The 25,392-nt window shown below is 58.1% G+C and carries 22 protein-coding genes; 3 read left to right on the top strand and 19 right to left on the bottom strand.

The annotated features are described in order from the left end of the window. Positions 1 to 4: 4 nt before the first annotated feature. From AA098_RS00105 to AA098_RS00075, 7 genes are all read right to left on the bottom strand, one after another. Entirely contained in the window at positions 5 to 913 is a 909-nt protein-coding gene (locus AA098_RS00105) for a LysR substrate-binding domain-containing protein (RefSeq protein ID WP_003253225.1), read from the bottom strand. Positions 914 to 1,175: 262 nt separating this feature from the next. Further along, positions 1,176 to 2,882 (bottom strand): long-chain-fatty-acid--CoA ligase FadD1, encoded by a 1,707-nt coding sequence (gene fadD1 / locus AA098_RS00100; RefSeq protein WP_064613723.1) that lies wholly within the window; start codon positions 2,880 to 2,882, stop codon positions 1,176 to 1,178. Positions 2,883 to 3,025: 143 nt separating this feature from the next. Next, a complete protein-coding gene (locus AA098_RS00095) occupies positions 3,026 to 5,374 on the bottom strand; it encodes an RND family transporter (protein WP_064615151.1) in 2,349 nt (782 codons plus the stop codon). A 2-nt stretch (positions 5,375 to 5,376) separates the two neighbouring features. Next, positions 5,377 to 6,507, bottom strand: a complete 1,131-nt coding sequence (locus AA098_RS00090) for a YCF48-related protein (protein ID WP_054888361.1) — start codon at positions 6,505 to 6,507, stop codon at positions 5,377 to 5,379. Between the two features lie 90 nt (positions 6,508 to 6,597). Next, positions 6,598 to 7,953 (bottom strand): DUF1329 domain-containing protein, encoded by a 1,356-nt coding sequence (locus AA098_RS00085; RefSeq protein ID WP_100774163.1) that lies wholly within the window; start codon positions 7,951 to 7,953, stop codon positions 6,598 to 6,600. A gap of 10 nt (positions 7,954 to 7,963) precedes the next feature. Then, on the bottom strand, positions 7,964 to 9,853 hold the full coding sequence (locus tag AA098_RS00080) for a DUF1302 domain-containing protein (protein ID WP_003253214.1): 1,890 nt from the start codon (positions 9,851 to 9,853) through the stop codon (positions 7,964 to 7,966). A gap of 162 nt (positions 9,854 to 10,015) precedes the next feature. Then, entirely contained in the window at positions 10,016 to 10,900 is an 885-nt protein-coding gene (locus AA098_RS00075) for an alpha/beta fold hydrolase (RefSeq protein WP_177342659.1), read from the bottom strand. A 180-nt stretch (positions 10,901 to 11,080) separates the two neighbouring features. Between AA098_RS00075 and AA098_RS00070 the strand changes: the two genes are divergently transcribed. From AA098_RS00070 to AA098_RS29055, 3 genes are all read left to right on the top strand, one after another. Further along, the gene (locus AA098_RS00070) at positions 11,081 to 11,977 is read left to right on the top strand and encodes a LysR family transcriptional regulator (protein WP_003253209.1); all 897 of its coding nucleotides are present in this window, start codon (positions 11,081 to 11,083) and stop codon (positions 11,975 to 11,977) included. Between the two features lie 160 nt (positions 11,978 to 12,137). Then, a complete protein-coding gene (locus tag AA098_RS00065) occupies positions 12,138 to 13,430 on the top strand; it encodes a serine hydrolase (RefSeq protein WP_064613721.1) in 1,293 nt (430 codons plus the stop codon). Positions 13,431 to 13,443: 13 nt separating this feature from the next. Further along, positions 13,444 to 13,815, top strand: coding sequence for a hypothetical protein (locus AA098_RS29055; RefSeq protein WP_127644111.1), 372 nt, complete (start codon positions 13,444 to 13,446; stop codon positions 13,813 to 13,815). A 171-nt stretch (positions 13,816 to 13,986) separates the two neighbouring features. On the opposite strand, the gene glmS is transcribed toward AA098_RS29055, so the two are convergent. The 12 genes from glmS to AA098_RS00005 all read right to left on the bottom strand — a co-directional run bounded on the left by glmS (position 13,987) and on the right by AA098_RS00005 (position 25,392). Continuing rightward, positions 13,987 to 15,822 carry a glutamine--fructose-6-phosphate transaminase (isomerizing) gene (gene glmS, locus AA098_RS00060; RefSeq protein WP_003253205.1) on the bottom strand — a complete coding sequence of 612 codons (1,836 nt, stop codon included), beginning with the start codon at positions 15,820 to 15,822 and terminating at the stop codon, positions 13,987 to 13,989. Positions 15,823 to 15,825: 3 nt separating this feature from the next. Beyond that, the gene (locus AA098_RS00055; RefSeq protein WP_003253204.1) at positions 15,826 to 16,602 is read right to left on the bottom strand and encodes a DeoR/GlpR family DNA-binding transcription regulator; all 777 of its coding nucleotides are present in this window, start codon (positions 16,600 to 16,602) and stop codon (positions 15,826 to 15,828) included. 189 nt (positions 16,603 to 16,791) lie between these two features. Beyond that, entirely contained in the window at positions 16,792 to 18,159 is a 1,368-nt protein-coding gene (gene glmU / locus AA098_RS00050; RefSeq protein ID WP_003253201.1) for a bifunctional UDP-N-acetylglucosamine diphosphorylase/glucosamine-1-phosphate N-acetyltransferase GlmU, read from the bottom strand. 119 nt (positions 18,160 to 18,278) lie between these two features. Then, positions 18,279 to 18,698 carry a F0F1 ATP synthase subunit epsilon gene (locus AA098_RS00045; protein ID WP_003253199.1) on the bottom strand — a complete coding sequence of 140 codons (420 nt, stop codon included), beginning with the start codon at positions 18,696 to 18,698 and terminating at the stop codon, positions 18,279 to 18,281. A 43-nt stretch (positions 18,699 to 18,741) separates the two neighbouring features. Beyond that, positions 18,742 to 20,118, bottom strand: coding sequence for a F0F1 ATP synthase subunit beta (atpD, locus tag AA098_RS00040; RefSeq protein WP_003253197.1), 1,377 nt, complete (start codon positions 20,116 to 20,118; stop codon positions 18,742 to 18,744). A 27-nt stretch (positions 20,119 to 20,145) separates the two neighbouring features. Next, positions 20,146 to 21,006, bottom strand: coding sequence for a F0F1 ATP synthase subunit gamma (gene atpG, locus AA098_RS00035; RefSeq protein WP_003253195.1), 861 nt, complete (start codon positions 21,004 to 21,006; stop codon positions 20,146 to 20,148). Positions 21,007 to 21,054: 48 nt separating this feature from the next. Beyond that, positions 21,055 to 22,599: a F0F1 ATP synthase subunit alpha gene (gene atpA / locus AA098_RS00030; protein ID WP_003253193.1), complete on the bottom strand. Its 1,545-nt coding sequence runs from the start codon at positions 22,597 to 22,599 to the stop codon at positions 21,055 to 21,057. A gap of 21 nt (positions 22,600 to 22,620) precedes the next feature. Further along, entirely contained in the window at positions 22,621 to 23,157 is a 537-nt protein-coding gene (locus AA098_RS00025; RefSeq protein WP_003253191.1) for a F0F1 ATP synthase subunit delta, read from the bottom strand. Between the two features lie 12 nt (positions 23,158 to 23,169). After that, on the bottom strand, positions 23,170 to 23,640 hold the full coding sequence (locus AA098_RS00020; RefSeq protein ID WP_003253189.1) for a F0F1 ATP synthase subunit B: 471 nt from the start codon (positions 23,638 to 23,640) through the stop codon (positions 23,170 to 23,172). A gap of 56 nt (positions 23,641 to 23,696) precedes the next feature. After that, on the bottom strand, positions 23,697 to 23,954 hold the full coding sequence (gene atpE / locus AA098_RS00015; RefSeq protein WP_003097235.1) for a F0F1 ATP synthase subunit C: 258 nt from the start codon (positions 23,952 to 23,954) through the stop codon (positions 23,697 to 23,699). A 144-nt stretch (positions 23,955 to 24,098) separates the two neighbouring features. Continuing rightward, positions 24,099 to 24,968, bottom strand: a complete 870-nt coding sequence (atpB, locus tag AA098_RS00010; RefSeq protein WP_003253188.1) for a F0F1 ATP synthase subunit A — start codon at positions 24,966 to 24,968, stop codon at positions 24,099 to 24,101. Positions 24,969 to 24,984: 16 nt separating this feature from the next. Then, on the bottom strand, positions 24,985 to 25,392 hold the full coding sequence (locus AA098_RS00005; RefSeq protein ID WP_003253187.1) for a F0F1 ATP synthase subunit I: 408 nt from the start codon (positions 25,390 to 25,392) through the stop codon (positions 24,985 to 24,987).

The following is a 25,392-nucleotide window of genomic DNA, read 5'->3' as shown; positions in this document are numbered from 1 at the left end:
CAAGCTATTTCTGCACCGAAGGCAGGGCCATCAACCAGTCCCGGAACAGCCGCACGCTTTCACGAGGACCACGCTCGGTGGACGACTCCAGCAGGCAGAACTTGGCGTCGGTCTGGAGTACCACATCGTTGGGCTTGACCAGCGCACCGGTGCTCAACGCATCGTCCACCAGGTTGCCCCAGGCCAGGGCCACGCCCTGGCCACTGATCGCCGACTGGATCAGCATACCGTAGCTGTTGATATTGACGCGATGCTTGGGGGTCATGGGCTCGTATCCCAGGCGCTTGAACCATTCGGGCCAACCTACCCAGTCGCGCTGGGAGTCTTCAAGCCAGAGCCAGGTACACGACGACAACCCTTCGATGCTGCTCAGTTGCGGATGCCTGGCCAGATAGGTCGGGCTGCACACCAGGAAGATTTCTTCCGAGAACAGCGGCGTGACAGCCATGTCCTTGGGCGGTGGGTTGCAGTAGTAAAGCGCCAGGTCGCTGTCGAGCCTGGCGTAATCCTTCACATGATCGTGGGCGATGATCCGCAGGTCGATGTTTTCATGGGCACTCTGGAATTCCGACACCTTGGGCAGTAACCACAGCGACGCCATGGCGGTACTGGTGGCAACGGTGACTTGTTGGTTGCCTTGCCACTGGCGTATATCGCCGGTGGCGCGTGCCAGGTGAAGCATGCATTCACGCACCGTTTCGTAATACTGCGCGCCGGTGGGGGTCAGGGACATGCTGCGGGTGGTACGGGTGAATAGTGCCTTGCCCAGGTAGTCCTCAAGAAGGCGAACCTGACGGCTAATTGCACCCTGGGTAACATTCAATTCCTTGGCGGCAAGGGTAAAGCTCAAGTGGCGTGCCGCAGACTCAAACGCATGAAGACTGTTGAGCGGCGGAAGAGGCTGGATTTTCACAGGCAGGGGTTCCACTCATTTTTATTATCATCCGCTCACTGGAGTGGCGGTTTCCTCTCTAACGCATTCAGGGCAGAACGAAGCAACCGGTTCACTATACTGCACATTTGCAGAAAGATATTCGTTCCCTGAATAGGCAATATCCCAATCACTTTTAATGCCATTGAATCACCCCTGGTTTCGAAGACACCTTCAAACTCCCACTAGACGGTCAATTCCGAACCTCGCCCCTTCAGTAGGGTGTCCCACTGAAGTTTTCTCTTCAGGCTTGGACCTTATCCGCCGATGCAGCGTGTTTGCGCAGCGCTTCGTCACGCAGTTCACGGCGCAAAATCTTTCCGACGTTGGTGGTCGGTAAGGTTTCACGGAACTCCACCGCCTTAGGTACCTTGTAGCCGGTGACGTTAGCGCGCATGTGCTCCATAACCTGCTCTGTACTCAGCTCACTGCCCGGTTTAACCACCACCAGCAGCTTGATCGCTTCACCGGATTTCTCGTCCGGAATACCGATAGCGGCACACTGCAATACGCCTGGTAAGGTGGCCAGCACGTCCTCCAGTTCGTTAGGGTAAACATTGAAGCCAGACACCAGAATCATGTCCTTCTTACGATCGACGATGCGCATGAAGCCGTCGGCCTGAATTACCGCGATATCACCAGTCTTCAACCACCCATCCTTGTCGAGGATTTCGTCGGTGGCTTCCTGACGTTGCCAATAGCCCTTCATCACCTGTGGTCCCTTAACACACAGCTCGCCGCGCGCCCCAAGTGGCAGGTCTTTGCCGGCTTCGTCGATTACTTTGCACTGAGTCGAAGGCACCGGGATGCCTATAGTGCCAATCTGGATGTTACTAAACGGATTTACCGAAGCGAGTGGACTGGTTTCGGTCATGCCAAAGCCTTCGCAAATCGAACAACCGGTGACCTGCGTCCAACGCTCGGCCGTGGCGACTTGCAATGCCATACCGCCCGAGAACGTGGCTTTTAAGTTGGAGAAATCCAACTGACGAAACGCCTCGTTGTTGCACAGGGCGACAAACAAAGTGTTGAGGCCGACAAAACCAGTGAACGGGTGCTTGGCCAGATCTTTGGTCATCGCTGGCAAATCACGCGGATTAGTAATCAACACGTTATGCCCACCCATCAGCATCATTGCCATGCAGTGAAAGGTGAACGCATAGATGTGGTACAGCGGCAATGGCGCAATCAGCACTTCGACGCCCTCACGCATTTCCGAACCCATCAACGCCTTGGCCTGCAGCATGTTGGCGATCAGGTTGCGGTGAGTCAGCATCGCTCCCTTAGCTACGCCCGTGGTGCCGCCGGTGTATTGCAATATGGCAATATCAGCGCTGCTCGGATTGACCGCTTTAGCCGTTTTTCCCCGCCCTTGTACCATCGCTGTAGTGAACGGAATGGCGTGCGGCAGCTTATAGGCCGGCACCATCCTCTTCACATGTTTGACCATGGTGTTTACCAGCACACGCTTGAATGGCGAAAGCAGGTCACCGATTTCGGTGACGATAACGGTTTCGATGCCGGTTTTAGGTAGCACTTGTTCGGCCAAGTAGGCCATGTTGGCAAGGCAAACCAAGGCCTTGGCACCGGAGTCGTTAAATTGATGTTCCATTTCCCGAGGGGTGTATAACGGATTGGTGTTCACCACCACTAGGCCAGCACGCAAGGCACCAAAGACCACCACCGGATACTGCAGCACATTGGGCATTTGCACGGCGATACGATCACCAGGTTGCAAGTCGGTGTACTGCTGCAAATAGACAGCAAAGGTGTCCGACAACTCGTACAGCTCCGCATAGGTGATGGTTCTACCCAAGTTGCTGAAAGCTGGTTTGTCGGCAAAACGTTGGCAGGACTCTTTCAGTACCGCCTGGATATTCGGATACTGGTCAGGGTTTATTTCAGCAGCAACCCCAACGGGATACTTGTCCTTCCAAAAATTATCGGTCATGAAAACCCACTCCTAAACAACGGTTTATGTTCACAGCAACAGTGCAGTTGATCGTTGTGTTCTGTGCGGTTATGTCCTTGGATTCAGGCCTGGCAGTACCTCGCTGCCTCGCACTGACACTTGGTAAGCGCGAGGCATACCGCTCAGCGATTGCTTTTGTTGAAGACCAGCAGTGACAGCAGCGCAGGCATCAGCAGCAACGCGCCGACCATGTTCCAGAGAAACAGCAGCACTAGCAGCAGGCCCATGTCGGCCTGGAACTTCAGTGCCGAGAACACCCAGGTGGCCACCCCCAGTGCCAGGGTGAGGCCGGTAAAAGCCACCGAGGTGCCGGTGGTTTTCAGCGCCTCAAAGAACGCCGCACGCAACCTCAGGCCCTGGTGAAGGAAGCCCTCCATGCGGCTGTACAGATAGATGCCATAGTCCACGCCGATGCCGACGCCGAGAGCGATCACCGGCAACGTCGCGATCTTCACGCCCAGCCCCATCTTTGCCATCACTGCCTCGCACAGCACCGTGGACAGGTACAGCGGAGCCATCAGGGCGAAAGTCACTTTCAGCGACCTGAATTCCCACCAGACCACCAGCGAGATGATCACGAACACCAGGAACAGCATCAGTGGCTCGGAGAATTTGATGACAATGTTGGTGGCCGCCTCAATCCCGGCATTACCAGCGGCCTGGAGGATTTCAAAGTCGCCGGTGCTGTACTGCTTGCTGAACGCTTCGACCGCGTTGACTACCCGGGTCAGTGTTTCGGCCTTGTGATCAGCCAGGTACAGGCTGATTGGGGCAACGCTGCAGTTGGGGTCGACGAACTCGGCGGCGACGCCGGAGCGGGCGTTGTTCATCACGAACTGGTCGCGGGAGAACTCGGCCCATTTCGGATTGCCTTCGTTACGCGCGAGTATGTTGAAGCGCATAGTGCGGTACAGCGACTGCACCGACTCGACACCTTCGACTTCCTGTAGAGTCTGCTCCAACTGGGTCGCGAGGTCGGCGGCGGCGAAACGCGCACACTGCTCCTGTGGGGTTTTGAATATCACCACATAGACATCGGTGCTGGTGCTGTAGTGGTCCAGCAGGTAGGCGTTGTCCTGGTTGTAGCGGGACTCTGGGCGGAACTCCGGCGCCCCCTTGTCTAAATCGCCGATCTTCAGGTCCTGCCTGGCGTGGTAGCCATAGCCGAGCAGGAGCAGGCTGCCGAGCACCAGCGCTATAGCGAAACGCGGCTCGACCACCCGCGCCACACGACGGAACACCGGCCAGGAGGAGTTGGCGCGTTTTTCCTGCTGGCGCAGGCCGCGCGGACTGATACCGACGTAGGACATCAGCACTGGCAACAGGAACATCTTCGTGAACAGAGCAACGAACACGCCGATGCTAGCGGTGATGGCCAGTTGCTTGATCACGCCGATGTCAATCACCAGCAGCGTGATGAAGCCCACGGCATCGGCGATCAACGCCGTCGAACCGGGGATGAACAGCGCGCGGAAGGTACGTTGCGAGGCCTCCAGCGGCGTAGCGCCCTGCCCCATCTCGCTCATCATCAAGTTGATGTTCTGCACCGCGTGACTAATGCCGATAGCGAAAATCAGGAACGGCACCAGGATCGAGTACGGGTCCAGGCCAAAATTACCCAGACTGAGCAAGCCGAGCAGCCAGACCACTGTCAGCAGACAGGTCAGTACCGTCACCATGGTGCTGCGCCAGCAATGGCAATAGAAGTACAGCAGCAGCGTGATCAGGCCAACAGTGACGGCGAAGAACAGCGCGATGTCGCTGGCGGAGTCAAGCAGTTCGCCGATGATCTGGGCAAAGCCGATGACGCGGATGTTCACACCCTGATCGGCAAAGTGCTCGCGCACCTGCTGTTCCATGGCCTTGGCGAAAGCGCCGTAGTCAAGCGGCTTGCCGCTGTCCGGATCGTTTTCCAGCAGGGGCACGCGGATCACCGCCGACTTGAAATCGTTGGCGACGTAGCTGCCGATCATGTTGGCGCGCTGGATGTTCTGCCGCACCTGGGCCAGCGACTCGGGCCCGCCGTCGTAGGTGTCGGGGATCACCCGACCGGCGCGCAGCCCCTCGGTGGTAACCTCCGCCCACATGGCGTTCGGGGTCCAAAGCGACTTCAAGTTACCGCGGTCGACGCCCGGCAGATAGAAGATCTTGTCGTTGACCTTACGCAGGGTTTCCAAGAACTGTTGATTGAGGATCTCGCCTTCGGCGTTTTCAACCACCACCCGCAGCACGTTGCTCTGCGGACGCAGCACCTCTTCGAACTTCAGGTAGTTCGCGATGAACGGGTGGCCAGTAGGAATCATCCGCGAGAAGCTAGCATCCGGGCGTACTGACAAGGCGCAATAGGCCAGCAGCAGCGATACCAACAGAAAAAACCCAAGCACCGCGGGACGATTGCGGAACAGGACGCGCTCGCTGATAGCGACCAGGCGGTTCAGAGTAGTCAGGTTGTCCGGCAAGGATTGCGGCATGGTCATTGCTTTTGCTCCTTCAACTCGGCCAACGACAAGGCCAGCAGGCCTCCGTTACCACTTAGAACCAATTGTCCAGGTGCAGCTTCGGCTACGCTCAGCCAGGCATTCTTCCTGCCCGGCAACTGCCAGAGTTCAAAACTCCGGCCGTCGTCGCTGTGCAGGAGCACACCACCATGACCACCGAGCAGCAGGCTGCCGTCGACCAGTTGTGCAGCGCCATACAGACCGGCTCGGGCCGGTACGCTCAGGGGTTGCCAGCTGGCACCTTGATCGTCACTGCTCAGCAGCGTGCCGCCGAAGCCGAGCACTAGCAGGCGACCTCCGTTCAGTTGCAACAACTTGTACAGCGAAGCATTGCTGCCGGAGTCAAGCGTCTCCCAATGCTGGCCGCCGTCGCTGGATCGGTGCAGCTGCCCTCCCTCGCCTGCTACCAGCAAACCGCCGTCAGCCAGCCCGAGTAAGCCGTTTAGATGCAAGCGCTCGGGGTTTTCCGGGCCGGCGAGGAACTGCCAGTGCTGACCGCCATCAACGGTGTGCAAAAACATTCCATAGGCGCCCACCGCCCAGCCTTCTTTGGCATTCTTGAACCAGACATCCAGCAGAGGCCGCGACGGACCATACTCACTGCCGGCCTGAATATCTTCGAGGGCGAATTGGGCGCTCTCCAGAGCTGTGCTCAGCGCCTCGTCATCCGCCGCCGCGGCACTGGCCGTCTCAAGCCGGGTCACCTCAGACTCAGCCCAAGCCTTCGCCAAATCATTGATGGCACGACCATCGAGCTGCTTCTGCCAGCTCCTTCCGCCATCCACGCTATGCAAAATCACGCCGTCATGACCGACAGCCCAGCCCTGCTGCGCATCGACAAAATGCACCGCGGTCAACAGCACCTCGACTGGCACACGGGCCTGGCTGAGGCTGCCGTTGGCGGCGCGCACTAGCACCCGCCCATCCTGGCCGACTAGCACCACTTGCCCGTCCACTACCTGAGAGTCGGTGAACAACGACTGGGCCGCCAGTGGCGAAAGCCGCGCCGGCCGCTCCAGGCGGTCGGACAGTGCTGCCGGACCGTGCGCATATGCGAAACTGGCGCTCAGGCCGAGCGCCAACACCAGGCAGGTGAGCGTCTTCATAACGGGAAGCCCTCAAAACTAAACCTACGAATTAAAAAGGGCCGAGGGCTCACGCCGCCCGACCCAAGTACCACTTGGAGTAGTGCTGGCTTAGCGACCGCTGCGGCGCAGCGCGGCAGGGCTGAAGTCCTTGATGCTGGCCTTGACGCCAAACTCGGTGAGCTTCTCCTCGTTCTCCAGGCCGTAGGCGAGGTAGCGGCGGGCCTGCAGGTCGTAGATGACGTCGCTGATCTGAATGCTCGACAGCACATCGTAGCGCTGCAGGCTATGAGCCTCCTGCATACGCCATAGCTCACCGCGACCGTCGTAGAGGTCGACCGCGAGGATGCCCCAACTGTCCTCGTCGATGTAGAACACACGCTTGGCGTAGATGTGCCGCTCGCCCGGTTTCAGGGTAGCTTCGACCACCCAGACACGGTGCGGCTCGTAGCGCATCAGGTCCTGGTTCAGGTGGTTGGCCTGGATGATCTGCTTATACTTCAGCGTGCGGTCCGCCAGCTTGTAAGTGTTGTAGGGCACCAGCATTTCTTTTTTGCCGACCAGCTTCCAGTCGTACTTGTCTGGGGCGCCGTTGTACAGGTCAGCCGAATCATTGGTACGCAGACCGTCAGAGGTGCTGACCGGGGTGTCATAGGACACTTCAGGAGCCCGCAACACGCGGCGCTGGCCAGGATTGTAGGTCCAGGCCAGACGGGATTCCTTGGTCTGGTCGATGGGCTCGTGGATCAGGGTCTGGGCGCCCGCCACGCTTTCCGGTGAGGTCACGTTGTTCCAGAGGTAGAACAAACGGTTTGGTTCAGGATTACCCAAGGCAGTTGCCATGACGACCTTGCGCACACGCCGCACCGGGGTGAAGCTGCCGTCGGATTGCACCACCATCTCGGTGGGATAGTCGATAAAACCACCCACGCGATAACGCACCAGATGATTCCACATTACCTCCAGACCAGTCTTGGGAATCGGAAAAGGCACCGAGGTCTTATCGTAACGGGACATACCATTGCCACTTACCGCCAGTTCGACGATGCCGGCCTCCTTGGCGATCTGCACGTACTCGGTCTGGGGCAGCGCCGCGGTGCGATGACTCGGGTAGACCGCCATCTTGTAGTCGGGGTACTTCTCCAGCATGGCCTTATGGCCGACGCTCAGCTGATCGGCGTACTGCCCCATGTTGGCCTTGCTCACGGTGTACAGCGGCTGTTCGTTGGCGAATGGGTCGAGATAACCCTTGCTAGCGTCGAAGCCAGCAGGCGGTGTGGTCAGACCGCCGTCCCAAGCCGGGATGGTGCCGCTGGCATTGCCGGCTTTCTCGGCCCCGACCGGGGTCAGGTCCTGGCCCAGGCGCGCCACTTCGGCGGCGTCTAGCTTGGCCAGCGCGGAGCCGCTGGCGAGGCTGATGAGTGCGCCGAGAATGACGCTGGACAATAGGTGCTGATTCATCTGCATACCTCTTTACTTAGAAGCCTGCGCGCAGGCTGAGGGCGATAAAGTCTTTATCGGTTGGGGCCCAGAAGGAGTTGCCGGAGCCGGCCCAGGACAGTTCGGCGGAGTAGTTCTGCAGGTAGTCAGCCTTGACGCCGAACGAGCCCAGCAGGCGATCCTCGAAGAAGTTGCCGTCATAGGAGGTGCCATTCACGTCCTGACCGAAGGCTACGAAGGGCGAAACGTTGATCCCGGCGAACAGACCCGGATAGTTCAACTGGGCGCGTAAGCGATAGCCCCAGGAGAAATCGGTAACGAAGCCTTCGTTGCTGCAGACTTCCTTCTGGTAGCGCGCATTGACCCCTACCGTGCAGCCTGCCGAGCCGAGGCCCTGATTGGCGGCGAAGTTGGTGCCAAAGGAGTCGGTGCGGCCATAACGACGATCATCGAGGCTTGGCAGATTGTGTATGTACTTGGCAGCCACCTCGCCCATCAAACTGAGGTTGTCCGCACCTAGTACCTGCGATACCGTTTTGATAAAGCCCAGCGATAGTTGCGAGATTTCCAGACGGTCGTAGCCATTGAAGCGTGAGCCGGACGTGGCATTGATGGCGTCCTGGCCGAGAGTCAGGTTCTCGCCGATCAACCCTGCAGTGGCGACTGGGTTACCGGCGAAGGCCGGAATAATGTCACCGGAATGCAGGGCTGCCGGCTGGTTCGGCCGATAGCTGTATTCGCCGAACACCGAGGTGCCAAGCAGTGTGGTGGAGAAGCTCAGGCCGAAGATGCGGATATCCTCGGGGAAGGCTGCGTAATACTCGACGTTAGTGGCCTGCTGACCGGCAATCCAGCCAGCACCGCCTGCCGCGCGCTGGGCGGTCATCACGCTGGGGGTGGGGGCGCGGGAGTGAATATTCATCGCATAGGCGCCGAACTCTGCACCCAGGCTGTCAGCATAGTAGCGGGCGGCCAGGCCGAATTGGCCACTGTTGCGCGCCTCGTCGTCCTCGGCTCGGTGAATGATGAAGTCTTGGGCATAACCAACCTGGTCGTTCGGATTCTGCGCGAGGGACCCGCGCGATATGCCGTAGCAACCCTCGGGAAAATAGTCGTTGAGTGCGAAGTAGGTCCCGCAGCCTTCCAGCACCGACTGACGCCATTGCAACTGATAGAAGGCCTCTACGCTGAGGGCGTCGGTCAGGCCAAAGTTGGCATACAGCAGCGGTACCGGCAGCAGGGCTTCCTTCAACTGCGCGCCGGGGCGGCGCAGGGCGGCCACGTCCACCGGGTTAACGGCGTTCAGGCCGTTCTGGAAGAACAGCCCCTCTCCCCAGTTGATCACCTGATTGCCGGCGCGCAGATGCAGCGGGTGATCGGCAAGATCGAAGTCGCCAAACACATAGGCGTCCAGCAGCTCAGCGCCCTGAAACTTGGCCATTTCGTCGAAGTGACTGTCGTCCAGTTTGCTGTCCGGCTCATAGCTATTGGGCGAGTGGCCGTGTTCGACCTTGGAGTTTTCCAAGGTGTAGTCATACCAGGCCTTGGCGCGCACAAAGGCACCGAAGTTGCGCCAGTTGAGTTCAACTTCGCCGAGCAGGGTGGTCGGCGAAGACACCAAATCATCTTTTTTGTAGTTGAGGCGGCTGTCGTCGGCGTTACGTGCACCAGTGGGGTTGAATTGGCCTGCTGAGCCATACCCGTTGTGGTCGGCATTGCCCTGGAAGATCAAATTCCGATTAGGATTTTCCGCGCTCCAAATAGCCCCGGTGGTGACGCTGCCGTTGGCGCGGCCACTAATCTCGCCCCACTCAAATTCGCCGGCATTAGCTTGCAACGAAATGGCGCAGGCCAAGGGGGTCAAGGTCAGGGCGGCTTTGCCCAGCCAGCTACGACTATGCATGGAGAAGTTGGCGAGTGAAGTCATGCGACTCCCTCCTTATTGTTGTTATTGGATGGGGTGCTACTTGTATCGTCGCAAGTCGGTAAGACCGGGCGAGGACTGCGGTTCGGTTTCTAGGGCTAACTAACTCAACTCAAGCCACCGAAAACCGGCCGGACAATCGCAGTTGTGAGTGAAGGATCGGCCTCAGAAACGCTCGCGCAGCCAACTGATGATTGTGTCGGCGACCTGTTGAGGTTGTTCGGGCAACAGCGCATGGCCGGCGTAGGCAAGCTTCTGAACTTTCACCCGTTCGGGGTAGGCCTTGAGCAGCTTGTCGGCATTTGCCGGCGGGGCCACGCGATCTTCCAGAGGCTGGATTACCAGCATGGGTGCCACACCGCCCGCCCACCAACTCTGGAGCGGGGTGGCCTTCGTAGCGGCTTCCTGATAAATCGCCACCTCGGGGTACCAGCCGTCACGCCAAGCCGCCGGTTCATTGCCTTCAGCAAAGAAGGCCAAGCGGACAGCCTCAAGATGTTCCGCCTCAGGCAGATCCGTCCTGAAGCTGTCGCGCAGGGCTTTGACTATTTCTTTGGGGATGTTGGTCGAACCACCGGCCGCTAGCAGGATCACGCCCTTGGTTTGTTGCGGATACTCGCTGGCGAACGTACGTGCCACTCGGTTACCAAAAGCATGGCCTACCACGATAACAGGGCTGTTGGTCACGGCCTTGCTGACCGCGTACACATCCGCTGCGAGGTCTTGCAGCGTCAGTCCCACAGTGAGTCCGCTGCTTTGGCCAATGCCGCGCGGTTGCGGCAGGATTACCTGATAACCGGCATCAACCAGACGCATCTTCAGATCATCGAAGTCCTGCACGCCACGGCCCAGCGAGGGAATGAGCACCACGGGCAGGCCCTCGCCGAGCACCTCAACATGAATGCTGCGCTGGTCTTCTTTCACCATCAACTCACGTGCCTCACTCAAACCCGGCGTCTGCAGCAGCATGAGGCCGCAGAAAATATGGGCGGCGAGAACCATGGGAGTAATTGAGCGCATTGCTTGCATCGAGAACGGAGACTGGCGCATGAGTAATTCTCACTGGCTAGGCCGACTGCACGGGCTAAGGCTGCGCCTGATCTTTTGGCTCAGGGTACCGAGAACCCGTGATATGGCGTTTGTATTTGTTGTGTGCGCCGGAGTCTAGGCTTGTGAAATAAATATAAATAGTTTAAAAAAATTATTTATCGATGCATTTTAGGAATCACCATGCTCACCCTCAAACAGCTCAAACACCTGATGGCCATTCATCAACATGGAAGCATCCACCGCGCTGCCGAGGCCTTGTACATCACCCAGCCGGCACTGACTCGCAGCCTCGGAAATCTAGAGGAGGCCTTTGGAGTACGGCTGTTTGACAGGAGCAAGAGCGGTATGCAGGCCACCGATTTTTATCTAAAAATCAGGGACCGCTGTGCCCACTTGTTGCTGGAGGTAGAAGAGCTCGAACGCGAAGCGGGGCTTTACCGCAACCTAGAATCGGGGAAGCTGTCGATTGGTATGGGGCGGGCCTCCCGGGAGCTGATCTTGTGCACGGTCTTACCCAAGTTCGTAAAGCAGCACCCCCATATACAGGTGCAAATCCGCGAGGGGGTTTCGGAAGAACTTGCCTACGGCCTGACAAACTGCAGCTACGATCTGGTGATTGCCGGCGTGGGCAGCTATCGACACTTTGAAGGGCTGATATGGCAAGAGCTCCAGCGCTTGAGAATTTCGCTCGTCGTAAGGAGCGGCCACCCGCTGACACAACAGCAAGGCATTCCTCTGACGGAACTGATGAATTTCCCCCTGGTTTCAGCCACTGAGCTTTCGCCAAGCCATCCCGTGTACAAGCGACACCCCGCGCTAGCCGAACTGAACATCAGCGTGCTGTGCAGCGACTTCCACGTGCTCAAACAGATAACGCTAGAGACAGATGCCGTGATGGTTGCACCGGAACGACAGTTCCAAGCAGAGCTGGACGAAGGCAGTCTGGTGATACTGGATATCGCCGGGCTGGAACTCATGATCGAGCTATGCGCCATCGAGCTGGCTGGCCGTTCTCGTTCTCCAGCCGCACAACGCTTCATAGAGCTGTGTCAGGAGCTACTGCCTACGCTGGCCTGAACACAAGCCTATTGTGTGCTTCCAATAACCGATACTTAAAATGCATCAATCAATGAATATAATGAACTGTTAGTTATCTATCTGCCCGCCTACTCTAGCCTTGGCAGTCGAGCGTCCATTACGTACGCACAACTTATTTCTCAGGCGCCGGAGTACCTCAATGTTCACAACAAAAAAAATAGACCCATTAACTCAAACGGCTGTCAGCCTCAGTCGCACAGCAAAACAAGGGGGGCTGAGCCTAGGTTTGGTTCTCTCTCTCGCCGGGGGCACAGTACTGCCTGCCGCCGCTGCCGACAGCGTCTGTGGACCCAAGAATATAGAGGCAGTTGCAAGCTACTTCTCCACGGCCACCGCATCGGCACCGCAGAATTATCGGAACGCTTATCAGCACTTCCCGTCTCGCGAAATCCCCGCTGCGGCCAAGCCTTTCGCGCTAACCGCAGGCCAGCCTCTGGGCAAGGTCGACTACAGCTATGAAGGCAAGGAACGCAGTCTCGACGACTTTCTGAAAAGCACGCGCAGCAACGCTTTTCTGGTTCTGCACGATGGGCAGATTCTGCAAGAGCAGTACTTCAACGGCGCTTCGCAGCAGAGCCATTTCTTGATCAACTCGATGACCAAGTCCCTAGTTGGCTTGCTGGTCGGTGTCGCCGTGGAGCAAGGAAAGATCGCTAGCCTGGACGACCCAATAACCCGCTATTTACCGGAACTGGCACACAGTGCTTATGCCACAGCCACGGTCCGCCAGGTGCTGGACATGACCACCGCAATGCAATTCGCAGGACAGAACCCCGAAGCCGCGGGCCGTGGAAGAGACATTGAAGCCGCCGCAGGTAAGAGCTTCGGCTGCAATCAGTCAATCCGGCAGCATCCTACTACTGCACTGTACAGCGAGCGCAGCCATCACGGTGAGCGATTCACCTATATCAATACCAATACTCAGGTTCTGGGGATGCTTGTCGAGCGTGTTACCGGCACCTCCCTATCGCAGTTCATGGAGAACAATATTTGGTCGCGAATAGGCACAGAGAGCAGTGCCTACTGGCTCCTCGATCAGACCGATAAGAGCAAGGCGATAGAGCATGCCTGGGTGGGTTTGAATGCACGCCTGCGCGACCTTGGCCGCATGGGGATGCTATTGGCTCATGGCGGAGAGTGGCAAGGCCAACAGCTGATCAGCAAGGCCTGGATAAATGAAAGCATGCACCCTTCCGAACCTTTCCTGCAGCAATTGCCAGAGCGCCCTCTGTTTGGTTACAGCCACCAGTGGTGGGTTCCGGTTGGCGGAGAGGGAGAGTTCATGGGAATAGGCTTTGGCGGACAATACCTTTATGTCAATCAGCCCAAGCAGTTGGTGGTGGTTCAGCTGAGTACCAATCCTGCGTACGACCCCAAGAAAACTTCGGAAGAAACTCTAGCAGCGTTCCGCGCCATCGCCACTAAACTCTAAAGGGATTAACAGCATGAGTTCAAATACTCTCAAAGGAATACGAAAACTGTCGGCGGCTCTCATGTTGCTATCCGGTGTAACCCATTTGTCACAACTAGTGGTTTATGGTTTCGCGCTAAACGTAATTGGTGCTGCAACGTTCGGGGCGATCTATCTTGTTGTAGGCATATACCTCCTAAAACCTGGCACACTAGGCCTGTGGCTGGGTTCTTATCTGCCTTTGGCGGGAGGTATCATGGGTGCATGCCGCTACCTGCTTGTGCATAACAACCCATTTAGCTTGTTCCATATCGGAATTGATCTAATTGTCGTCCCTAGCTGTTTGTATCTGCTGGCGCTTGAATACCGTCGACTGCAACAAGTGGCGGTTAAGTCATACACATGACTTGCGTTTTAATATAGATGAGCAGGCCCCGCAGTGGGCCTACTCTCTCTGCGAGGCGCCTTGAACTGATTAATGTGAGAAGCCACTGAACGGAAAGCGAACCGAGGAATCCTCGGCCGCTTCCGACAGTTTTAATTCTCTAAATCCAGTTGATCAACACCTGACTACCCGTTACTCGACAGTCACCGACTTGGCCAGATTACGCGGCTGGTCAACGTCGGTCCCCTTTAGCACGGCCACGTAATAAGACAGCAACTGCAGCGGAATGGTGTACAGGATTGGCGCCAGGGCATCGGCAATGTGCGGCACCTTGATCACGTGGGTGCCTTCACCATTGGTCATGCCAGCGTGCTCGTCGGCGAACACGACCAGCTCGCCACCACGGGCACGCACTTCCTGCAAGTTGGACTTCAGCTTCTCCAGCAGTTCGTTGTTGGGTGCAACGGTAACCACCGGCATGTCGTTGTCCACCAACGCCAGCGGGCCGTGCTTCAACTCGCCTGCAGGGTACGCTTCGGCGTGGATGTAGGAGATTTCCTTAAGCTTGAGAGCACCTTCCATCGCCACCGGGTACTGCGCGCCGCGGCCAAGGAACAGGGTATGGTGCTTGTCGGCGAACAGCTCGGCAATTTTCTCGACGGTGGCATCCATGGCCAGGGCTTCGCCCAGGCGGGTCGGCAGGCGACGCAGCTCTTCAACCAGCTCAGCTTCGACACCGGCTTCCAGCGTACCGCGCACCTGACCAAGGGCCAGGGTCAGCAGCATCAGCGAAACCAGCTGGGTGGTGAACGCTTTGGTCGAAGCCACGCCGATTTCAGGGCCGGCCAAGGTCAGCAGGGTCAAGTCCGACTCGCGTACCAGCGAGCTGATACCCACGTTGCAGATCGCCAGGCTGCCAAGGAAACCCAACTCCTTGGCGTTGCGCAGTGCGGCCAAGGTATCGGCGGTTTCGCCGGACTGCGAGATGGAAACGAACAGCGTGTCCGCCTGCACCACCACCTTGCGGTAGCGGAACTCGCTGGCCACTTCCACCTGGCAAGGGATGCCGGCCAGGCTTTCCAGCCAGTAACGCGCAACCATACCGGCGTGGTAGCTGGTGCCACAGGCAACGATCTGCACGTTGCGCACCTTGGCAAACAGGTCGGCAGCTTGCGGGCCAAAGGCCTGGACCAGCACGTTGTCCTTGCCCAGGCGGCCTTCAAGCGTGCGCTGAACAACGCTTGGCTGCTCGTGAATTTCCTTGAGCATGAAGTGACGGTAAGCGCCCTTGTCGGCAGCCTCGGCACCTTCGTGGTACTGCACGGTTTCGCGCTGGACCTTGTTGCCCTGCTGGTCCCAGATAGAGACCTGATCACGGCGGATTTCAGCGATGTCGCCTTCCTCCAGGTACATGAAGCGGTCAGTAACCTGACGCAGCGCCAGCTGGTCGGACGCCAGGAAGTTCTCGCCAAGGCCCAGGCCGATAACCAGCGGGCTACCACTGCGTGCTGCCACCAGGCGGTCCGGCTGCTTGGCACTGATCAGCGCGAGGCCGTAAGCGCCGTGCAGGCGCTTCACCGCCGCCTTAAGGGCGTCGGTCAGGTCTGGAATGTTCTTCAGGGTGTGGTGGATCAGGTGGACGATGACTTCGGTATCGGTCTGCGAAGTGAAGACATAGCCCAGGCCCTTCAGCTCTTCGCGCAGCTCCTCGTGGTTCTCGATGATGCCGTTGTGCACCACGGCCACGTCATTGCCCGAGAAGTGCGGGTGGGCGTTGCCTTCAGTCGGCGCGCCGTGGGTAGCCCAGCGGGTGTGGGCAATACCCAGCTGGCCTGCCAGTGGGTCATCAGCAACAGCAACCTCCAGCTCACTGACCTTACCAATGCGCCGGCGGCGCTGCAGTTCACCGTTCTGGGTGAGTACAGCCAAACCGGCGCTGTCGTAACCGCGGTATTCAAGACGCTTGAGGCCTTCGATCAGGATGGCTGTGATATTACGCTCGGCGACAGCACCAACGATTCCACACATGTTTTATTGCTCCTGGCTGATCGCGGCGCAGATCAGGTTGATGCCGCGGGCTTGAATTTGTTCGCGCGCTGCTGCTGGCAGGCGTTCATCTGTAATAAGGGTGTGCACACTGCCCCAGGGCAGCTCGAGGTTAGGGATCTTGCGCCCCACCTTGTCCGACTCGACCATCACGATTACTTCACGGGCAACTTCGGCCATGACCCGGCTCAGCCCAAGCAGCTCGTTGAAGGTGGTGGTACCCCGGCCGAGGTCGATGCCATCGGCACCGATGAATAATTGGTCGAAATCGTAGGAGCGCAGTACCTGCTCCGCGACCTGGCCCTGAAACGATTCGGAATGCGGGTCCCACGTGCCACCGGTCATCAGCAGCACCGGCTCGTGTTCGAGGTCGCAGATTGCACGGGCCACATTCAGCGAATTGGTCATCACCACCAGGCCTGGCTGGCGCCCCAGTTCGGGGATCATTGCCGCCGTAGTGCTGCCGCTGTCGATGATAATGCGCGCATGTTCGCGGATACGCCCCACAGCAGCACGCGCAATGGCCTTTTTATAGGAAGAGACGGGTTGTGCCGGTTCACCGAGCAACTCTTGCGGCACCGGCACCGCACCACCGTAGCGGCGTAACAACAAGCCGTTGGTTTCCAAGGCGGCGAGGTCTTTGCGAATGGTCACTTCCGAGGTGGCGAAACGCTTGGCCAACGCGTCCACACTTACCTCACCCTGCTCGCTGAGCAAAGCCAGAATATTGTGTCGCCGTTGTGGTGTGTTTCGTTTCGACATGTGCGTTTAAGTTTCGATTCGAAAGTTAGTGGTTGCAATCAAAACCTAAGACGCGCGATTCGTCAAGCTGTCGCTGACCTGTGGATTGTTTGCTTCTGCTTTGACGCGGTCCTTTTGGCGCGGCAGCGCCAATAAAAAAGCCGACTTATTCACATAAGTCGGCTTTCGATCGAAACGGCTGTGAATAACTCAGCTCTTCTTGATCTTCTCCGGGCGCTTCCAGCCCGAAATGTTGCGCTGGCGCGCACGGGCTACAGCCAGGTCACCCGCTTCTACGGCCTGGGTGATGGTCGAGCCGGCTGCGGTGGTCGCGCCGGCCTTGATTTCCACAGGCGCCACCAGCGAGTTGTTCGAACCGATGAACACGTCTTCACCCATCACGGTCTTGAACTTGTTGGCGCCATCGTAGTTGCAGGTGATGGTGCCGGCGCCGATATTGGTGCGCGCACCGATTTCGGCATCCCCCAGGTAGGTCAGGTGACCAGCCTTGGCCCCCTCACCCAGGTGGGCGTTTTTCAGTTCGACGAAGTTACCCACATGGGCCTTGGCGTCCAGTACGCTGCCCGGACGCAGGCGGGCGAACGGGCCAGCATCGCTGCCTTCGCCCATCACAGCGCCTTCGAGGTGGCTGTTGGCCTTGACCACCGCGCCTTTGCGCAGGGTCGTGTTCTTGATCACGCAGTTAGGGCCGATCTGCACATCGTCTTCGATGACCACCTTGCCTTCGAGAATCACGTTGATGTCGATCAGCACATCACGACCAACGCTGACTTCACCCCGAACATCGAAGCGTGCCGGGTCACGCAGGGTAACCCCCTGAGCCATCAGACGGCGGCCTTCACGCAACTGGTAGTGACGCTCCAGCTCGGAGAGCTGGCGGCGGTCGTTGGCGCCCTGCACTTCCATAGCGTCGTGTGGCTGTTCAGTTGCCACCACCAAGCCATCGGCCACTGCCATGGCAATTACGTCGGTCAGGTAATACTCGCCCTGGGCGTTGTTGTTCGACAGCCGGCCCATCCAGTCAGCCAGACGCGCGGCTGGCAGCGCCAGAATGCCGGTGTTGCCTTCCTTGATCGCTTTTTGCGCGTCGTTGGCGTCCTTGTGCTCAACGATGGCAGTTACCCTGCCCTGCTCGTCACGCACGATCCGGCCATAACCGGTCGGATCGTCGAGGGTGACTGTCAGCAGTCCCAGCTGTTGATCGTTGGCCTTCGCCAACAGACGCTGCAGGGTCTCCACTTCGATCAACGGCACGTCGCCGTACAACACCAGCACGGTATCAGCGGTCAGCGCTGGCAGTGCCTGGGCAACAGCATGACCGGTACCCAGCTGTTTATCCTGCATGACGAAATTCAGGTCGTCAGCGGCCAAGCGCTCGCGAACCAGCTCGGCACCATGGCCAATGACCACATGAATACCTTGCGGCTGAAGTTGGCGCGCGCTGTGGATAACATGGCCGAGCATGGAATTGCCAGCTACCGGGTGCAACACTTTGGGCAGCGCCGAGCGCATGCGGGTGCCTTGGCCGGCGGCGAGAATAACGATATCGAGTGACATTACTGGCTACCAATCCTGGGCGGTCAGTGAAAGACCGGGGGGAGAAAACAGAAAAAGAAAAAGGGTAGCCGAGGCTACCCTTTTACTCAATCGCAACAGCAGTTATCAGCCGGGGCCGATTACTTGCCTTTGCGCATTTGCTGGACGGTACGCAGCTGGGCTGCGGCCTCGGCCAGACGTGCGGCGGCGGCACTGTAGTCGAAGTCCGCGCCTTTCAGATTCAGGGCGTTCTCGGCAGCCTTGAGGGCCTCCTGAGCCTGAGCTTCATCCAGGTCTGTAGCACGTTGCACGGTATCGGCAAGCACCTTGACCATGTTCGGCTGAACCTCGAGGAAACCACCAGAGATGTAGAACACCTCTTGTGCGCCACCCTGCTTGGTCAGCGTGATCGGACCAGGCTTGAGATTGGTGATCAGCGGCGCATGGCCTGGAGCGATACCAAGATCACCCAGGTTACCGTGCGCAACCACCATCTCGACCAGGCCGGAGAAGATCTCTCCTTCCGCGCTGACGATATCGCAATGGACTGTCATAGCCATCTGCTTGCCTCAACCTGATAGCGCCCCTTGCGGGGCGCAGGAATTACAGTTTCTTGGCTTTCTCGATCGCTTCGTCGATGCTGCCGACCATGTAGAACGCTTGTTCTGGCAGGTGGTCGTAGTCACCTTTGAGGATGCCGCTGAAGCCAGCGATGGTGTCTTTCAGGGAAACGTACTTACCTGGCGAACCGGTGAAGACTTCTGCCACGAAGAACGGCTGCGACAGGAAGCGCTGGATCTTACGAGCGCGGGCTACCAGTTGCTTGTCGGCTTCGGACAGTTCGTCCATACCCAGGATCGCAATGATGTCCTTCAGCTCTTTGTAGCGCTGCAGAACATACTGAACGCCACGAGCGGTCTCGTAGTGCTCGTTGCCGATCACGTTCGGGTCCAGCTGGCGCGAAGTCGAGTCCAGTGGGTCGACCGCTGGGTAGATACCCAGGGAGGCGATATCACGGGACAGAACGACGGTGGCGTCCAAGTGGGCGAAGGTGGTCGCTGGCGACGGGTCGGTCAAGTCGTCCGCAGGTACATATACGGCCTGTACGGAGGTGATCGAACCTTCCTTGGTGGAGGTGATGCGCTCTTGCAGAACGCCCATCTCTTCAGCCAGGGTCGGCTGGTAACCTACTGCCGAAGGCATACGGCCCAGCAGTGCGGATACTTCAGTACCGGCCAGGGTGTAACGATAGATGTTGTCGACGAACAGCAGAACGTCGTTACCTTCGTCACGGAACTTCTCGGCCATGGTCAGGCCGGTCAGCGCTACACGCAGACGGTTTCCTGGTGGCTCGTTCATCTGACCGTAGACCAGCGCTACTTTGTCGAGAACGTTGGAGTCCTTCATCTCGTGGTAGAAGTCGTTACCCTCACGAGTACGCTCACCCACACCAGCGAACACGGAGTAACCGCTGTGTTCCATGGCGATGTTACGGATCAGTTCCATCATGTTTACGGTCTTGCCGACACCGGCACCACCGAACAGACCAACCTTACCACCCTTGGCGAACGGGCAAACCAGGTCGATAACCTTGATGCCGGTTTCCAGCAGGTCGTTGCCGCCTGCCTGGTCAGCGAACGAAGGCGCTGGCTGGTGGATACCGCGACGCTCTTCTTCGCCGATCGGGCCGGCTTCGTCGATCGGGTTGCCCAGTACGTCCATGATACGGCCCAGGGTGGCCTTACCAACTGGAACGGAAATGGCAGCGCCGGTGTCGACGACATCCAGACCGCGCTTCAGGCCTTCGGTCGAGCCCATCGCAATGGTACGAACCACGCCGTCGCCCAGCTGCTGCTGAACTTCCAGGGTGGTTTCCGCGCCTTGTACTTTAAGCGCGTTGTATACACTCGGCACGACGTCACGTGGGAATTCCACGTCGATGACGGCGCCGATGATTTGAACGATACGTCCGCTACTCATAGCTGGATCCTCTGAATATGTGAACCGTTAAACCGCGGCAGCGCCGCCGACGATTTCCGAGATCTCCTGGGTGATCGCAGCCTGACGCGCCTTGTTGTAGATCAACTGAAGCTCTTTGATCAAATCACCGGCGTTGTCTGTGGCGTTCTTCATGGCGATCATCCGGGCCGCTTGTTCAGCAGCGTTGTTCTCGACCACCGCCTGGTATACCTGCGACTCCACGTAGCGCACCATCAAGCCGTCCAGCAGCTCTTTTGCGTCGGGTTCGTACAGGTAGTCCCAGTGATGCTTGAGATCCTGATCCGGGGTTGCCACCAACGGTACCAATTGCTCGACCGTCGGCTTCTGGGTCATGGTATTGATGAACTTGTTCGAAACCACCGAGAGGCGATCGATACGGCCGTCCAGGTAGGCGTCCAGCATCACTTTGACGGAGCCGATCAGATCGTTGATCGATGGCTCTTCGCCCAAGTGGCTGATCGCTGCTACGACGTTGCCGCCAAAGATGCGGAAGAAAGTCGCACCCTTGCTGCCGATCACGCACAGGTCGATTTCCACGCCCTGTTCGCGGTTTGCGCTCATGTCCTTGACCAGGGCCTTGAACAGGTTGGTGTTCAAGCCACCGCACAGACCACGGTCACTGCTCACCACGATATAACCAGCGCGCTTTACAGGGCGCTCGATCATGAACGGGTGGCGGTATTCCGGGTTGGCGTTGGCCAGATGACCGATCACCTGGCGGATACGTTCCGCGTAAGGACGGCTAGCAGCCATGCGCATTTGTGCCTTGCGCATCTTGCTGACCGCCACTTTCTCCATGGCGCTGGTAATTTTTTGCGTGCTTTTGATGCTCGCAATCTTACTGCGAATCTCTTTTGCGCCTGCCATGTATCACCTATCAGGTTAGCAAGCGGGGGCCTGAGCCCCCGCTGCGGCTTACCAGGTCTGGGTGGCCTTGAACTTCTCGATACCGGCTTTCAGGCCTGCGTCGATTTCGTCGTTGAAGTCACCCTTCACGTTGATCTTCGCCATCAGTTCAGCGTGATCACGGTTGAAGAAGGCGATCAGAGCTTGCTCGAAGCTGCCGATCTTGGAGACTTCTACGTCGATCAGGAAGCCACGCTCAGCGGCGTACAGCGACAGAGCCATGTCCGCGATGGACATCGGCGCGTACTGCTTCTGCTTCATCAGCTCGGTAACGCGCTGACCATGCTCCAGCTGCTTGCGGGTCGCTTCGTCCAGATCGGACGCGAACTGGGCGAATGCAGCCAGTTCACGGTACTGAGCCAGAGCGGTACGAATACCACCGGACAGCTTCTTGATGATCTTGGTCTGAGCGGCACCACCTACACGGGATACCGAAACACCGGCGTTCACTGCAGGGCGGATGCCCGAGTTGAACATGGCCGATTCCAGGAAGATCTGACCGTCAGTGATGGAAATCACGTTGGTCGGAACGAACGCAGAAACGTCGCCAGCCTGGGTTTCGATGATCGGCAGAGCGGTCAGGGAACCGGTTTTGCCAGTGACAGCACCGTTGGTGAACTTCTCGACGTACTCTTCCGAAACGCGCGATGCACGCTCCAGCAGACGGGAGTGGAGATAGAACACGTCGCCTGGGTATGCTTCGCGTCCTGGTGGACGACGCAGCAGCAGGGAGATCTGACGGTAGGCAACGGCCTGCTTGGACAGGTCATCGTAAACGATCAGTGCGTCTTCACCGCGGTCGCGGAAGAACTCGCCCATGGTGCAACCGGCGTATGGCGCCAGGAATTGCAGTGCGGCGGATTCCGAAGCACTGGCAACAACCACGATGGTGTTGGCCAGGGCGCCGTTTTCTTCCAGCTTGCGAACGATGTTGGCAACAGTGGAACGCTTCTGGCCGACAGCAACATAAACGCAGAAAATACCGGAGTCTTTCTGGTTGATGATGGCGTCGATGGCCATGGCGGTCTTGCCGATCTGACGGTCGCCAATGATCAGCTCACGCTGGCCACGGCCGACAGGGATCATGGCGTCGACGGATTTGTAACCAGTCTGTACAGGCTGGTCTACCGACTTACGCCAGATCACGCCTGGAGCCACTTTCTCGACTGCGTCGGTCTGGGTGTTGCCCAGAGGACCTTTGCCGTCGATCGGGTTGCCCAGTGCGTCGACGACGCGACCCAGCAGTTCCTTACCAACCGGAACTTCCAGGATGCGGCCGGTGCACTTGGCGCTCATGCCTTCGGCGAGGGTGTCGTATGCACCCAGGATCACTGCACCTACGGAGTCTTGCTCCAGGTTCAGGGCCATGCCGTAGACGCCGCCAGGGAACTCGATCATTTCGCCGTACATAACGTCGGCCAGACCGTGGATCCGCACGATACCGTCGGATACCGAAACGACGGTACCTTCGTTACGGGCTTGGGAGCTCACATCGAGGTTATCGATGCGGCCCTTGATGATTTCACTAATTTCGGAAGGATTGAGTTGCTGCATTGCTCTGCTGCCCCTTCAAACTCAAGATTTCAATGCTTCGGCCAGTTTCGCGATTTTGCCGCGAACAGAGCCATCGATTACCAGGTCACCGGCGCGGATGACGACGCCGCCAATCAGGCTGGCATCCTCCGACGCGTGCAGGCGCACTTCCTGGCCTAACCGTGCACTGAGAACCTTGGCGAGTTTGTCTTGCTGTTCTTGGTTCAACGCGAAGGCACTGGTGACTTCCACGTCCACGGATTTCTCTTGCTCGGCCTTGTACAGGTCGAACAGGGCGGCAATCTCCGGCAGAAGCAGGAGACGGTCGTTTTCCGCGGCAACATGAATGAAATTCTGTGCCTGTGCATTGAACTTGTCACCGCACACGTCAATGAACGTGGCGGCCTTTTCTGCGCTCGTCAGTCGCGGGGCCTTGAGCAGGCGCTGCATGGTGTCGTCTTGCGACACCGCAGCAGCCAGGCCGAGCATGGCTGACCAATTGGCCAGTTGCTGATGGGCCTGGGCATGCTCAAAGGCAGCCTTAGCGTAAGGTCGGGCCAACGTGGTCAGTTCTGCCATGATCGCCCTCGCTTAAATTTCAGCGGCCAGTTTGTTAACCAGCTCCGCATGCGCGTTTTGATCGATTGTGGCGCCAAGGATCTTTTCAGCACCACCAACGGCCAGAGCACCCACTTGGGCACGCAGGGCGTCTTTAGCGCTGTTCAGTTCCTGTTCGATCTCGGCCAGAGCCTGAGCCTTCACACGGTCAGCTTCGACGCGGGCCTGTTCACGGGCTTCCTCGACAAGCTGAGCAGCGCGTTTCTTGCTTTGCTCGATGATTTCGGCTGCTTGTGCTTTAGCTTCACGCAGTTGCTGACCCGCTTTCTCTTGGGCCAGCTCCAGGTCGCGAGCTGCGCGGTTGGCAGCGTCCAAGCCGTCGGCAATCTTCTTTTGGCGCTCTTGCAGAGCAGTGATGACCGGAGGCCATACATACTTCATGCAGAAGAGTACAAAAATCAGGAAAGCAACGGATTGGCCAATCAGGGTTGCATTAATGTTCACGCCAACACCTCGCTCGGTCTTAATTCATACAGCCATCAACTCGTGGTGACGAGTGATTAGCCGGCGATCTGACCAACGAACGGATTCGCGAAGGTGAAGAACAGAGCGATACCAACACCGATCATGGTTACGGCGTCGAGCAGACCGGCAACGATGAACATTTTGACCTGCAGCATCGGAACCATTTCTGGCTGACGAGCAGCGCCTTCCAGGAATTTGCCACCCAGCAGGCCGAAACCAATGGCGGTACCCAGAGCACCCAGGCCGATCAGCAGAGCAACAGCGATAGCGGTCAGACCAACTACAGTTTCCATCTTTCCTCCCGACTTTTACGTCGTATTGGTTAGGTTTTTAGTTTGAAGCGGTAAAACAAATCGTTTGGTACAGCATGCCCTTGCGGACTTTTTAAGCCCTCCCCCCGTACCGGCAGGGAAGGCTATCAGACACGCCAGGCGGTCTTAATGGTTATCTTCGTGAGCCATCGACAGGTAGACGATGGTCAGCATCATGAAGATGAAAGCTTGCAGGGTGATGATCAGGATGTGGAACACAGCCCACGCCCATTGCAGCACCACACCCAGGCCGCTGAGCCACAGCAGGCCGGAGCCGAACATTACAGCGATCAGGATGAACACCAGCTCGCCAGCATACATGTTGCCGAACAGACGCAGTGCCAGCGAGATCGGTTTGGCGATCAGGGTGACGAATTCCAGCAGGAAGTTGACCGGAATCAGCAGGATCTGCACGAAGATATTCTTGCTGCCAAACGGGTGCAGGGTCAGCTCACCGATGAAGCCGCCCAGTCCCTTGACCTTGATGCTGTAGAAGATGATCAGGGCGAAGACGCAGAAGGCCATGGCCAGGGTCGCGTTCGGGTCGGTGGTCGACACGGCGCGGAACGGAATGTGCGGGTCACCGGAAATCAGGATGGCCAGCTGAGGAATCCAGTCGACCGGTACCAGGTCAACGGCGTTCATCAGGAATACCCAGACGAAAATGGTCAGCGCCAGTGGTGCGATTACCGGGCTACGGCCGTGGAAGGAGTCCTTCACGCTGCCGTTGACGAAGTCGACCATCACCTCAACGAAGTTCTGCAGACCGCCAGGTTGGCCGGAAGTCGCCTTCTTGGCCGCCATGCGGAAGATCAACAGGAAGATCAGACCCAGCGCGACGGACCAACCCAGGGTGTCCAGGTGGAACGCCCAGAAGCCCATTGCCTTGGCTTCTGCAGCCGAATGGGCGAAGCCCCAGCTGCCGTCTGGTAGTTGACCGTAGGTCAGGTTCTGCAAGTGGTGCTGGATATAGCCCGAAGCGGTTTCTGCTGCCATGGTTGCCTCAAACGCCCTAAGGTCTCGAAAGTCTTTTATTCATCAGCAGGGGCGCGAACCAGCTGACCAAAAGGGTCAACACGAAGACGCCGAATACTGCTAGCGGCGCCAGTGGCTTCACTCCTGCAAAGGTCAGTGCAAAAAGCACTGCCGTCAAAATCATCTTGCCTGCCTCGCCAGCGTAAAACGACTTGACGATAGCTTGTGCCGCCCGAGCCCCGCTGAAGCGAAAAGCCTTCCAGGCGAAATACACATTGGGCAGCCAGGCAATCAAACCTCCGCAAAGGCCTGAATATCCACTGACCGACCCTTTCCACTGCCACACCACCAAGGTTGCCAGCAGCAGTACGACAAATTGAGCCAGCAGTACCGGAAAAACCGCCCAGCGATGGAAAGGCAGGCGGTTTGGCGTGCGTATTTCCAT

This window comes from Pseudomonas sp. JY-Q (assembly GCF_001655295.1).
GTDB classification, from domain to species: Bacteria; Pseudomonadota; Gammaproteobacteria; order Pseudomonadales; family Pseudomonadaceae; genus Aquipseudomonas; species Aquipseudomonas alloputida.
The sequence above is the reverse complement of the archived record's forward strand: the minus strand, read 5'-3'. Positions and strand labels throughout refer to the sequence as shown.